The sequence below is a fragment of the Phaeobacter sp. JH20_37 genome, from assembly GCF_048056015.1.
Lineage (GTDB): Bacteria > Pseudomonadota > Alphaproteobacteria > Rhodobacterales > Rhodobacteraceae > Phaeobacter > Phaeobacter bryozoorum.
In genome coordinates, this window is the sequence record NZ_JAYMWW010000017.1 from 88,383 (window position 1) to 101,048 (window position 12,666).

A 12,666-nucleotide genomic window follows, 5' to 3' on the forward strand; every position below is an offset into this window, starting at 1 on the left:
TCGTATCGTCGCGGGCGAAAAATCCGGCCCGCCCATCTTCTGGCTAAAAATATCCCCGCCGGAGGCTCCCGCACCCGGCCACAAGCACATACGTCAGTACCGCAGCACCTGCCCCGCTTCGCTCACCACGAATTTCTGCACATCGCCGAACCCCGGCGGGTCCAGCTCTGCCAGCACCTGAAACGGGCGCTGCGGCAGGATGATGGCGCGCTGGGTCCGGGTCGCGCCGGTATCCGCACCACGCCCGCCAAAGGGGTCGAGCGCGAAGATCTCCCGCTCCACGGTGCCGAACCAGCCCGACCGCTCCTCGCGCACCTCTTCGCTTTCCAACTCCTCCAGCGTCCAGGCCAGGGCCCAATCCTGACCCGCTGGGGCCTCCGCCTCCTCCAGCACCCGGTGCAGAGGGCCGGACTGATCGGTATAGGCGGAGGAATACATCGGCCCCACATGGTAGCGGCGCAGATGCTTGGGGTGGAGGTCGTCGAAATCCTCGTCAAACCCCTTGGCAATCGTGACCAGCTTCAGCCCGGCCAAGGCCTGTGCCATCAGATGCGCCTGCACCTCGGGCCAGCGACGCTCGTCCTTGGGCAAGGCCACCTTGCCGCTGTCCTCCAGCTCCATCAGGTAGATCACTGGCAGGTTCACCTGGCTGTCGTAGGCTGCCCAATGCAAAAGGAAGCGCCGACGGCGCGGGCCAAGGTTTTCCAGCCATTCGCAGACCGGATCATTTTGGGTCCAAAATAGCTGCCCCTTCATGAGCTCCTGATAATAAAGCCGTTGCGACAGAGCGAACTGCAGTTTTGATGGCGCTGCGCGATCTGAAATGATGGTGCGCACCATATCGTCCTTCAGCTGCGTCTCGCTGGCCATATTGGCCAGATGCCGCTCCGCCTGCTGGGCGTCATTGGCCATGGTCATCAACTCGGCGGCGACGGGAAACCCGCTATCGCGTTTGTCCATCGCCAAGCTGCCAAAGAACCGCCCGGTGTCGCGCCCCGCCATCAGGTACTTCATCGAGAGCGCGCGGAAGGTGAAGTTCAGCCGCATCAGGTAGGCGGTCAGCACCTTCACATCCGATTTCGACAGCCGCCCCTCCGCCTGCATCGCTGCCGACACCCGGGTTAGGTGCCGGATAATGGTCTCGAACTTCTTGAAATACCGGCGTGAGGCGAAGGTATCGCTGAGGCCGGCGTGATCATGCGAGGGATCGGTCATGCGCACACCCTTTCCGGACATACCGCTTGCGGCGCGGACAGCGCCCGGCCGCCCCCATCAAACCGAAGGTTTGCCCCGGGCAAAACGGCGGGCGATACGCCCCCACCCGCTGCCGCGCTCAGTCCTCTATCATGAAGCTCACGGCTGAATCTTTTCATCCATCCAACTTTCATATCGCGCGTACCAAATAGACAGGCCCGGCATCCAAAAGCTGAACACTCGCAGCAGATACCTTATTCCCCGCAACAGCTCCAAAGACCCCAATAGGCCAATAGTTAACCAAAGGCTCCAGCTTCCAAATCGGATGAAACCAACGAGAAAGAAGCACGCCGCAGCAAAACCGGTCACGACGGCGCTGATCAGAAATCGCTTTTTCAGCCGCGTTTCCCGGGAACCCGGTCTGGCATCACCTAGCAGAGACCGTCTTCGGTACATCACCCCCCATACAGGTTCTTATCGTGCTTCTCGACAATCGCCGCGAACCGGCGGGCAAAGCGTTCATCGGCCTTGGCCTTCTTCTCCAGCACGTCGCGGGCGAACACCATGTTGTCCTCGTGGCTTTCCAGCATGTCAGCCATCTTCTGGTTGGTGGCGGTGCCGATTGCGGCCATCGCGGTCTGGGCTTCCTTGTCGGTCTGTACGCCGATCTCGTTGATCCGGTGCGCCACATCCTGCTGCTGCGCGGTCTTCAGCGATTTGGTCAGCGCGTCATAGAGCACCACTCGCTGCTGGGTGTCCGTCTGCAGCTTGTTGATCAGCACCATCTGCGTCGCTGCCTGGTTTTGCAGGGAGTCGACCCAGGTCTTGCCCTTCTCGATGTAGCGCTCCAGCGTCTGGGACTTGGCGAGCTTCACCTGCTCATCCTGCACCATCGCGTTATATTTCGCATTCAGATCCGCCAGCTCGGTCTCTAGTTTGGTGCGCGCGGCCGCGTCCTGCTCAACCGAGATTTTGTTTTCCAGCTCAATGATCTGGGGGTCCAGGGCCACAATCTCGGCGCGAACCGCCTCTAGCTCTTGCACAGTGAATTCGCGGTCGTCCAATGTGGCCGACAGGTTCACCTGCACCTTTTCACGCTGATCTTCCAGCGTCGCCAGCTGACCCTCCAGAAGTTTTACGATCACGTCAGACTTGGCAATCAGGTCCTGCAGCTTGTCGTCGATACTGGCCGTGCGCATCCGTTCTTGGCGCATCGAATCCGATTTGCCACGGCTGAAAAAGCCAACAAAGCTCTCCCAGCCGGTTTTCGAACGCATCTCGTCGAAATCCTTGGAGAACGCGGTGGTCACATCATCCAGCCCCATGATCAGCTCGGCGATATTGGCATTCATCACCTCAGTATGGGCGTGCACGTCGTCCAGCGTTGCGTTCTCAATGTCGATGCTGGCATCCTCGCCCGCCTCGATCTTGCTACGCGCAACCTCGATGCGCGAGGTCAGCGCCTCGATCTTGGATTGCGACTCGCGCACCTTGTCCTGGGAGGCGCGTACCATCTCGTCAAATTGTGATTGGCTCATAAAGTGCCCTTTCTGCAATGTCTTATGTGTCATATGGGGAATGTGAACATAATTTACATCCCCCGGATAAAGAAAACCCGACTGCCATGCCGTCATCAGGCACCAGACATCAGGCCGGTTGGCGATAGTTTTGCAGAGCCACCCCGCAATGAAAAGACCGACCGGCTCCCCGATCGGTCTTTGACGTCAGATGACGCCCCCACCGTGCGGCATAGCAACTCAGACGGACTGAATTTTGGACAGCACCAGAAACGTCATCAGGCCAAAGGGCGGCAAGGGCTGATGATGCTCCACGGACAGATGATCTTCACCGAGGATCGTGTCGAGTTCAAAATCCGAATGCCAGCCCAGCACATTGGCAAAGGGCGCCGAAACCCGTTCAATGAAGGCCAGCACCCCCTGTTCGCGCAGAAAATGATTGGTGATGACAACCTTGCCCCCGGGCTTGAGGACACGGGCAATCTCGCCCATCACCTTCTCTGGATCGGGCACAACCGACAGGACATGCATGGCAGAAACGGTGTCGAAGGTGGCATCGGGGAAATCGAGCGCGCGCGCATCCATCTGGCGCAGTGCCTCGACATGATGCAGCTTGTTTTCGGCGACACGTTTTTTCGCCTTGCGCAGCATGTCTTCGCTGAAGTCGATACCGGTGACTTTCAGGTGGGATTTGTAGAGCGGCAGAGAGAGGCCGGTGCCAACGCCCACCTCCAGAACCCGACCGCTGCGATGTTCGTTGACGTAACCAACAGCGCGGCGGCGGCCGACATTGGTGATCGCCCCGAAGGTCTTGTCATAAACGGGCGCCCAACGGGCATACGACGTTTCAACAGCCTTTATATCCAATTCTCCACCCTTACTCTTTTATGCGCCGGTCTCCGGCGTTTTCCTCTTAACCAATCCCCAGGCCACCATCGCGGCATACCCAAGGCACAGGATCACCAACGTAATCCATGCGTAAATCAGGACGGCTGCCCCCGCAAAGGCAAAACCGACCAGAAAGTACTTCACGTTTTCGCGCGAAATTTTGACAGCCTTCAGCGACCAGGTTGGCACATGGCTGATCATAAGCAATCCAATGACAACCATGTGAAGGCAAATGAGAATGTCCGGGACCACCGGCGCGTCGGCGAAGGCAAATGAGATGAACATCGGCAGCATGGCCAGGAGCGCCCCCGCCGGAGATGGGACGCCTTCGAAATAGACGCTTTTTGCGGTGACTTTCTGCTCGGACTTGGTGGAGACATTAAAGCGCGCCAGACGCACCACGCAGCAGACCGAGAACACCAGCACCGCGAGCCAGCCGAGGCCGCGCATATCCTGCAATGCCCAATAGTAGATCACCAGCGGTGAGGCGACGCCGAAGTTGAGGAAATCCGCCAGCGAATCGAGCTCAGCGCCCATCTTGCTGTCGCTGCGCAGGATACGCGCCAGACGCCCGTCAAACCCGTCAAGGATCGCAGCCGCCAGGATCAGCTGAACCGCCAGCGTGTAGTTGCCCTGCACCCCAAAGCGGATCGCAGACAGCCCCGCACAGATGGCCGCGATGGTCATCATGTTCGGCAACAGCTGGATCAGCGCATATTCGGATTTTCGCTTCTCCGGGGGGTGGTGCATGGCTGTGATATGTCCTTGTTCACGACCGGGATCCACCGCAGCCCCGCATAAGCCGGGAACCGGGCGTGATCGCTGGATCAGATGTCGCCTTAGCGCACATATGCCTCATGCCGGACGCCAGCGCAATCTTTGCGACACACCGGTCCGGTCTGACGACAGGATCATCCGCCACCCGCAGCGAAGACGCGCGGCACCCCGCCGCTCTCAGATCGGGGGAGACCTTCGAAAGTGCGATGTGGCACCGTGCCTTGCACGGTGCCACGCCCAACTGGGACGGCCTCCCTTCGGGAGGCGGGGAGCAGGCGGGAGCACTCGCCTGCCGACAATATTTCAGCCCATCCAGCGCCGGGATCAGCCGACGACGTTGAACTCCGGCCCGTAGGGGTATTTGGTGATGTTCTCGTTGCCGTCCTCGTGGATGATCAGGATGTCATGCTCACGGTAGCCGCCGGCGCCCGGCTGGCCGTCGGCGATGGTCAGCATCGGCTCCATAGAAATCACCATGCCCGGCTCCAGCACCGTGTCGATGTCCTCGCGCAGCTCCAGCCCGGCCTCGCGACCATAGTAGTGCGACAGGACGCCGAACGAGTGACCATAGCCGAAAGTGCGGTATTGCAGCAGGTCCTGTTCCTCAAAGAAGGCATTGATCTGATGAGTGATCTCCGCACAGCTTGCCCCCGGTTTCAAGAGCGAGATGCCCAGCTCATGAGCCGCCACATTGGCCTCCCAGATGCGCAGCGAGTCGGCATCCACCTCCTTTACGAACATGGTCCGCTCCAGCGCGGTGTAATATCCTGAAATCATGGGGAAAGTATTCAGGGAAAGGATATCTCCGCGCTGCAGGGTGCGACCGGTCACCGGGTTATGGGCGCCATCGGTGTTGATGCCGGACTGGAACCAGACCCAGGTATCGCGGTATTCGGCATCCGGGAAACGCTTGGCAATCTCCAGCTCCATCGCGTCACGGCCCGCCATCGCCACGTCAATCTCCCGCGCGCCTTCCCTGACCGCGTCGCGGATGGCAAAGCCGCCGACGTCCGCCACCGCAGCACCGGCCCGGATCATCTCCAGTTCAGCTGCGGATTTGCCCATCCGCTGGCGCATGGTCGGCTCATAAAGGTCCACCAGCTGTGACGGCTTCAGGAAGCCCTCCAGCTTGGCCTTCTGCAGCAGGGTCAGGTGGTCGCTCTCATAGCCGACCACCACGCCCTCGCCGCTCACCGACTTGATGGCACGCCAGAAATTGTCACGCTGCCAGTCGGTATAGGTGATGTTGTCGCAGAACGAACGGCGCCAGGGCTGGCCCGCGTCGATACCTGCCGAGATGGTTACGGCTTCGCTTGCGGTCACCACCAGACCGTAGGGGCGGCCAAAGGCGCAATAGGTGAAGCCCGAATAATAAGAGATGTTGTGCATCGAGGTGAAGACCGCGGCGGACACACCGGTGTCTGCCATGATCTTGCGCAGGCCTGCGATCCGCGTCTCATATTCGGAGACGGCAAATTGCAGCGGTGCCTTTTCACCATTGTGAAAACGATACATTTCAGGACGTGAAGTCATAGTCGACCCTTCCATCTTACAAGAAAGGTCCCGGCGTTCAGGACGTGTTTTTTGAGATCAATCATGGGCAATATGCTGTGCATGCGGCGACGCCATCGCCTTACCCGTGACACCACGATAGGCCGAGCGTCATCACGGCGCTGGTTCGAAATCACCAGCTATCGCCCAAAAGCGACCTCAACACGGGCTGCCGAAACGCCCCCTGGAAAGATAAGGGCCGCAAATTTCTGCGGCCCGGTTATCGCGATCTTTCGGATCGGCTACCTGGTCAGCAGCTTCACCAGATCGCTTTCAGGATCGGCCAGCGGTTCGACCACGTTGAAATGGTGCTTGCCGAAGGCGATCACGTGATCTGCGTCCCAGGCTTCGGTGAGCCAGACCGCCTGATCCAGAAACGCCGGGCGTTCTTCACCGCCAACCCAGACGGTGACCTCCGCCCGATAGCGGTCCTGCATATCCACCGGGCTTTCCGCCGCCGCACTGGCTGCCTCCATCTTGAACTTGTCGTTCATTGAGGTCCGCAGAAGCGGTCTCAGATCCGCAAGAGGCGAAATCGGCACGACCGTCTGGATGCGCTCCCCGACCTCGGCGGGCAGCAGCGCCCTGTCCAGCATCCGCGCCACCAGATGCCCCCCGGCCGAATGCCCGGCCAGCGAGATCGGGCCGGGCACCTCTGCTGCAATGGCCGTCACCGCCGCCGCAATCTGGCGGGTGATATCGGCAATGCGCACCTCGGGGCAGAGGTCATAAGAGGGCATGGCGACAGCGTAGCCATGGGCCAGCGCCCCGACCGCAAGATGGGACCAGCTGGATTTGTCAAAGGCGAGCCAATAGCCGCCATGGACAAAGACAAGGAGACCCCTGCTCTCTCCTTTCGGGAAGAACAGGTCATATTTCTGGCGTTCGCTGTCCCCATAGGAGACGTCAATACGCGACCGCTCCCGCATGGCGTTGCGGAAATCCTCGGCCGAGGCCGCCCAGCGTGGCGGATAGCTTTCAGCGTTCTCAATATAGGCCCCGTTGGAATATGCGTCGTCCAGTTCCATGCCGGACCTCCCCTTTTTTGGTATTTGCCCTACCTGACTACCTTGGGTCGGACATGTCAAACGGCCCACGGCAACCGGCGGCGCAATAGCGAGCCACATACCGCCGGTATATTTGATCAAATTCTGGACTCATCACTCTTTCTGGACATATCAAGTGACAGCTGATTTCCATTCCCAGCAAACGACATCCGGGAGGCAAGCCATGCTTGACGCGACTACAGATCTGAAATCCCTGCTCAAAGACCCCAGCCTGCTGGAAAGCCGGGCCTATATCGGCGGCCAGTTCGTTGATGGCGACGACGGCACCTTTGACGTGATCAACCCGGCCCGTGGCGATGTGATCGCGCAGGTGGCCGATGTCAGCCGCAGCCAGGTGGCAGGCGCCATCGCCCAGGCAGAGGCGGCGCAGAAGGACTGGGCCAAATGGACCGGCAAGGAGCGCGCGGGCGTGCTGCGCAAATGGTTCGACCTGATGATGGCAAACCAGGAGGATCTGGCGGTGATCCTGACCGCCGAGATGGGCAAGCCTCTGGCGGAATCGCGCGGCGAAATCGCCTATGGCGCATCGTTCATCGAGTTTTTCGCCGAGGAAGCCAAACGTATCTATGGCGAGACTATTCCGGGCCACCAGCGTGACAAGCGCATCACCGTTCTGAAACAGCCGATCGGCGTTGCAGCCTCGATCACGCCGTGGAATTTTCCCAATGCGATGATTACCCGCAAGGCGGGCCCGGCGCTGGCGGCTGGCTGCGCCTTTGTCTCCCGCCCCGCCGAGCTTACCCCGCTGTCGGCGACCGCTCTGGCGGTTCTGGCGGAGCGCGCCGGCATTCCTGCTGGTGTGTTCAATGTCGTCCCCTCCTCCAATGCGTCTGAGACCGGCAAGGAGTTCTGCGAGAACAAAGCCGTGCGCAAGCTGACCTTTACCGGCTCCACCGAGGTTGGTCGTATCCTGATGCGGCAGGCGGCAGATACCGTCATGAAATGTTCGATGGAACTGGGCGGCAACGCGCCATTTATCGTGTTTGACGATGCCGATCTCGACGCGGCTGTCGAAGGCGCGATCATGTGCAAATTCCGCAACAACGGCCAGACCTGTGTCTGTGCCAACCGGATCTACGTGCAGGCCGGTGTCTATGACGCCTTTGCTGCCAAGCTGAAGGAGGCCGTGGCCAAGATGACGGTTGGTGATGGCCTGAGTGAGGGCACACAGTTCGGGCCGCTGATCAACCAGAAAGCTGTTGAAAAAGTGCAGGCACATATTGCCGATGCCAAGGAGAAAGGCGCAGAGGTGATCCTGGGCGGCAATCCTTCTGAGCTGGGCGGCACCTTCTTTGAGCCGACGATCATCACCGGCGCCACACAGGATATGGTGTTCTCTCAGGACGAAACCTTTGGCCCGATGGCACCTCTGTTCAAATTCGAGACCGAGGACGACGTGATCGAGATGGCCAATGATACCATCTTTGGCCTTGCCTCCTATTTCTATGCCAAGGATCTGAGCCGGGTCTACAAGGTGGCCGAAGCGCTCGAATACGGGATTGTCGGCGTTAACACCGGCATCATCTCGACCGAGGTGGCGCCGTTTGGCGGCGTCAAGCAATCGGGACTGGGCCGAGAGGGCAGCCACCACGGCATCGAGGACTATCTGGAGATGAAATACATCTGCATGTCGATCTGATCCGCAACATAGGGCCCCGGCAGATCGCTGTCGGGGCCTTCTTGCATCATCAAAACTACATCGAACCGTCACATTCCCGTTAGGCAGAACGGGCAGGAGCATGGGCAGTCAATTGTCCAATTTTCGGAGTAGCCGATGTTTCCGCGCCTCATGTGCCTGACTTCTGTGCTGGCCCTCACCGCTGGTGTCGCCCAGGCAGAAAAATCCTTTAACCGCGTCGCCGCCTTTCCCGTCGTCCAGAATATGGCCGCCGGTGAGGATCAGACGCGCGAGACCTCGCCCGAGATCATCGACGCCACAGCGGATGGCATGACGCTGGTCTATACCGACAGCCCGCTGGGCGCGCTGGGGCTGATTGATATCACCGACCCGGCCAATCCGTCCCCCAAGGGCAATATCGCCCTGCCAGGTGAGCCGACATCGGTCGCGGTTGTTGGCAGCACGGCCTATGTGGGCGTGAACACCTCTGAGAGCTACACGCAGCCCTCGGGTCTGCTGACATCCTTTGACACGGAAACAGGCGCTGAAACCGGATCCTGCGACCTGGGTGGTCAGCCGGATTCACTCGCCAAGTCCAAGGATGGCGCCTTCCTCGCCGTGGCGATCGAAAAACGAGCGGGACGAGGATCTGAATGATGGTATGCTGCCGCAGATGCCTGCGGGCAATCTGGTGCTGGTGAATACCACCGAGGGAGGCCTTGATTGCGCGTCGATGAAGATGGTGAACCTGACAGGCCTTGCTGACATCGCAGGCGAGGACCCGGAACCAGAGTATGTCTCTGTGAATGGGCTGGGGGAAACCGTCGTCACCCTTCAGGAGAACAATCATCTGGTGATCGTCTCCAGGGACGGCGAGATCGTGAGCCATTTCTCGGCAGGGGCTGTCGATCTGGAGGGTATCGACGCCACGGACGAACGCGGTGCACTGATTTTTGAAGAGAACCAGAAGGGTCGCCTGCGCGAACCGGATGCGGTGACCTGGATTGATGACGCCCATTTCGCCACCGCAAACGAAGGCGACTATCAGGGCGGATCGCGCGGCTGGACGATCTTTAACAAGGACGGCACCGTCGTCTATGACAGTGGCACTTCCTTCGAACATGCAATCGTGCAGATCGGCCACTACCCTGACAAACGCTCTGACGCCAAAGGAGTGGAACCCGAAAGCGTGATCTTCGCGGAGTTCGACGGTACACCCTATGTATTTGTCGGGGCTGAGCGGGCGTCTGTTGTCGGCGTCTACGATGTCAGCGATCTGGCCAACCCGGTGCTGACACAGCTCTTGCCCTCGGGCGTCGGCCCGGAAGGCTACGCTGTACTGCCTGAGCGCAATCTGCTGGTCTCCGCCAATGAAAAGGACCTGATCGACGACAAGGGCCCCCGCGCCCACGTGATGATGTACGCGCTACAGGATGGCGCGCCGGTCTATCCGCATCTGACCTCTGCCGGGGCGGATGAACTGATCGGCTGGGGCGCGCTATCGGGCATGGTCGCGGATGCCGACGGCATGATCTACGCGGTCAACGACAGTTTCTATGGCTTCCAGCCCTCGATCTTCAAGATTGACCCCAGCCAGACACCGGCCCGCATCGTCGATGTGATCCGCATCCATCGGCAAGACGGCAACCCCGCCCAGAAACTGGATCTGGAAGGCATTACGCTTGACGGCGCAGGCGGCTTTTACGTGGCCTCCGAAGGCCGCAGCGATCGCGTCATCCCGCACGCGATCTATCACGTTTCCAAGGATGGTCTGATAAAGGCAAAGACGGGTGAAATCGGTCTGCCCGCCGAACTGATGGCGGTTGAAAAACGCTTTGGCTTTGAAGGCATCACCAGGATCGGCGAGACGCTCTGGATGGCGGTTCAGCGCGAGTGGAAAGACGATCCCAAGAACCACGTCAAACTTGTGGCCTACAATCTGGAAACCAAGGAATGGGGGGCGGTCCATTATCCCAAGGCTGAGCCGCAGACCGGCTGGACCGGCCTGTCGGAGATCGTGGCGCATGGCGATTATGTCTATGTGATCGAACGCGACAACCAGCATGATTTCCGCGCCATCACCAAGAAGATCTACCGCATTCCGCTGGCTGAGATGCAGCCTGCACCGCTGGGCGGCGATCTGCCGGTTGTCAGCAAGGAGCTGGTCCGCGATCTGCTGCCCGATCTGACCACAACCGGTGGCTACGTGCTGGACAAGGTCGAAGGCCTCGCGATCACTGCCGAGGGAGAAGGCTTTGTCGTGACGGACAACGACGGCGTCGATGATGCCTCCGGCGAGACGATGTTCTTCTCCATCGGGATGGTCAGCCAGCTCAAGGTGAACTGAGCCGACTCCCGACACAATATCAAACAACCCACCGGCGGATCCGGGGGGCTGTTGTGTTTCTGGATTGTCCGAACTCAGCGATCAGCGCGGATCAGTTGACCGGTTTGGCGTCCAATTCGCGGGTCTTGTTTGAGGTGATCTCGATCCGGCGCGGTTTCAGCGCCTCGGGCACCTCGCGCTGCAGGTCGATATGCAGCATCCCGTCGGAGTGGCTGGCGCCGGTGACGCGCACGTGGTCGGCCAAGGTGAACCGGCGCTCAAACGCGCGGGTCGCGATACCGCGATGCAGGTAGGTGCGGTCGCTGTCATCCTCGGATTTCTTGGCCGAAACGACGAGCGCGTTTTCCTTCACCTCGACACCCAGATCGGCTTCGGAGAAGCCCGCAACGGCAATCGAGATCCGATAGGCATCAGCGGCGGTTTTTTCGATATTGTAAGGGGGATAGCTCGGCTGCGCGACATCAGAGCTGAGTGCACGATCCATAAGGTCGGCGATCTGGTCAAAGCCAATGGTGGCCCGGTGCAGCGGTGCAAAATCAAAACTACGCATGTGTCATCCTCATCAGTGAGCGATTTCAACCTGCCCTCCCAATCGGGACGGGCGTCTGGAGCGTCGGACCCCGTTCATCGGCGATCCGAACAGCACTGAGATAAGGACTGGAATTGCCGGTTCAAGAGGGCGTCCACCCTCTGGGGCGCACAAATTTCTCAGCTTTCATCCGGTTGCCGACAGCCGCCGAAATGCGCCTGAACCGCCGATCTACCGACCGGCTGCGGCCAGCGGCGCGAAACCTCATTGCTTGATGAACTTGGCCCCTGAGGTCGTACCCCGTTCGCCCACAGTTACACGCCCGACACCGGGCGGCATCTGGCCACCGATCCGGCTTCCGGCCAGCTGCGCGCGCAACAGCGCCAGTTCCTCAGCCAGGGCGGCCCCGAGCGCAACCTGCTGGCCTGAGACCTCGGCCTTGGCAGAGACGACCGACACGATCTTGGGCCGACCGGCATCAAAGGAAAACACCGGCGCACCGGAGGAGCCGTAGTCCACATCGCAGGACATCACCAGCACCCCCTCCTGCCGGGCCATGACGGCACAGACATCCTGAAGCGACGGCGCCTCCGATCGGTCATGCGCATAAGAGACAACGCCAATCCGGGCGCCTTTCTCCGGGCGCTGGTCGGTTTCAAACGGGGTCACTGTGGTGTTGCGGATCGGTCTCTGCAGCTGCAGGAGTGCGATATCGTTGCGCACCCTGTCGGTCGACACCTTGCCATCGTAGATGTAGCTTGGATGGATCACCGCCTGACGCACGCTTCGGTAGGCCGAGGCCCGACCATTGCGCCACCCGGCTAGAAATTCGATGGTCTGCGGCTCGATCCGGGTGCGGCTGTCGCGATCATAGAGGCAATGCGCTGCCGTCAGCACCAGATCCGGCGCGATCAGCGCACCGGTACAGAACCCTTCGCCATTGACGTCCAGCCGACCAACCGCCTGCCAGTCACGGCCCGCCTCTGTGGTTTCGAGGCGCTGGAGGCGGCTGTCATCGGCAAGCGTTGCCGAGGGCACAGCAACGCTCGACAGCGCAGCTGCCAGCGACAGCACCAGCTGCCTGATCCGTATTCCCGCGCTCATCATTTCGCCGCCCCATGTCCCAATCGCTCGCCTCCGAGGGTAAGCACTGCTTGGGGCAAAATTACGGCAACCGG

General features: G+C 60.3%; 9 protein-coding genes and 1 pseudogene. 2 read left to right on the forward strand and 8 right to left on the reverse strand.

The genetic code is table 11. The features are described 5' to 3' along the window. Positions 1-93: 93 nt before the first annotated feature. From VWZ87_RS15685 to VWZ87_RS15710, 6 genes are all read right to left on the reverse strand, one after another. Positions 94-1,215: a hypothetical protein gene (locus VWZ87_RS15685; protein WP_416535295.1), complete on the reverse strand. Its 1,122-nt coding sequence runs from the start codon at positions 1,213-1,215 to the stop codon at positions 94-96. 434 nt (positions 1,216-1,649) lie between these two features. After that, the gene (locus VWZ87_RS15690; RefSeq protein ID WP_416535296.1) at positions 1,650-2,732 is read right to left on the reverse strand and encodes a hypothetical protein; all 1,083 of its coding nucleotides are present in this window, start codon (positions 2,730-2,732) and stop codon (positions 1,650-1,652) included. A gap of 219 nt (positions 2,733-2,951) precedes the next feature. Continuing rightward, complete coding sequence (locus tag VWZ87_RS15695; RefSeq protein ID WP_340546762.1) at positions 2,952-3,578, reverse strand: class I SAM-dependent methyltransferase; 627 nt, start codon at positions 3,576-3,578, stop codon at positions 2,952-2,954. A gap of 18 nt (positions 3,579-3,596) precedes the next feature. Beyond that, the gene (locus VWZ87_RS15700) at positions 3,597-4,349 is read right to left on the reverse strand and encodes a CDP-alcohol phosphatidyltransferase family protein (RefSeq protein ID WP_260079953.1); all 753 of its coding nucleotides are present in this window, start codon (positions 4,347-4,349) and stop codon (positions 3,597-3,599) included. Between the two features lie 351 nt (positions 4,350-4,700). Next, positions 4,701-5,909 (reverse strand): aminopeptidase P family protein, encoded by a 1,209-nt coding sequence (locus tag VWZ87_RS15705; protein WP_416534585.1) that lies wholly within the window; start codon positions 5,907-5,909, stop codon positions 4,701-4,703. Between the two features lie 260 nt (positions 5,910-6,169). Next, positions 6,170-6,955 (reverse strand): alpha/beta hydrolase, encoded by a 786-nt coding sequence (locus VWZ87_RS15710; RefSeq protein WP_340546760.1) that lies wholly within the window; start codon positions 6,953-6,955, stop codon positions 6,170-6,172. A gap of 202 nt (positions 6,956-7,157) precedes the next feature. Between VWZ87_RS15710 and VWZ87_RS15715 the strand changes: the two genes are divergently transcribed. Both VWZ87_RS15715 and VWZ87_RS15720 read left to right on the forward strand, forming a co-directional pair. Then, the gene (locus VWZ87_RS15715; protein WP_416536888.1) at positions 7,158-8,633 is read left to right on the forward strand and encodes an NAD-dependent succinate-semialdehyde dehydrogenase; all 1,476 of its coding nucleotides are present in this window, start codon (positions 7,158-7,160) and stop codon (positions 8,631-8,633) included. A 135-nt stretch (positions 8,634-8,768) separates the two neighbouring features. Continuing rightward, positions 8,769-10,959 (forward strand): annotated as a pseudogene (locus VWZ87_RS15720) (esterase-like activity of phytase family protein). Between the two features lie 91 nt (positions 10,960-11,050). On the opposite strand, the gene VWZ87_RS15725 reads toward VWZ87_RS15720, so the two are convergent. Continuing rightward, positions 11,051-11,509, reverse strand: coding sequence for an Hsp20 family protein (locus tag VWZ87_RS15725; protein WP_340546757.1), 459 nt, complete (start codon positions 11,507-11,509; stop codon positions 11,051-11,053). A 243-nt stretch (positions 11,510-11,752) separates the two neighbouring features. Beyond that, entirely contained in the window at positions 11,753-12,592 is an 840-nt protein-coding gene (locus VWZ87_RS15730) for a trypsin-like serine peptidase (protein ID WP_416534587.1), read from the reverse strand. Between the last annotated feature and the right edge of the window lie 74 nt (positions 12,593-12,666).

Excerpts from the sequence above, each read along its gene's own strand:
- VWZ87_RS15710 (WP_340546760.1), bottom strand. The coding sequence starts at position 6,955 with ATGGAACTGGACGACGCATATTCCAACGGGGCCTATATTGAGAACGCT.
- VWZ87_RS15705 (WP_416534585.1), bottom strand. The coding sequence starts at position 5,909 with ATGACTTCACGTCCTGAAATGTATCGTTTTCACAATGGTGAAAAGGCA.
- VWZ87_RS15685 (WP_416535295.1), bottom strand. The coding sequence starts at position 1,215 with ATGACCGATCCCTCGCATGATCACGCCGGCCTCAGCGATACCTTCGCC.
- VWZ87_RS15730 (WP_416534587.1), bottom strand. The coding sequence starts at position 12,592 with ATGAGCGCGGGAATACGGATCAGGCAGCTGGTGCTGTCGCTGGCAGCT.
- VWZ87_RS15725 (WP_340546757.1), bottom strand. The coding sequence starts at position 11,509 with ATGCGTAGTTTTGATTTTGCACCGCTGCACCGGGCCACCATTGGCTTT.
- VWZ87_RS15715 (WP_416536888.1), top strand. The coding sequence starts at position 7,158 with ATGCTTGACGCGACTACAGATCTGAAATCCCTGCTCAAAGACCCCAGC.
- VWZ87_RS15700 (WP_260079953.1), bottom strand. The coding sequence starts at position 4,349 with ATGCACCACCCCCCGGAGAAGCGAAAATCCGAATATGCGCTGATCCAG.
- VWZ87_RS15690 (WP_416535296.1), bottom strand. The coding sequence starts at position 2,732 with ATGAGCCAATCACAATTTGACGAGATGGTACGCGCCTCCCAGGACAAG.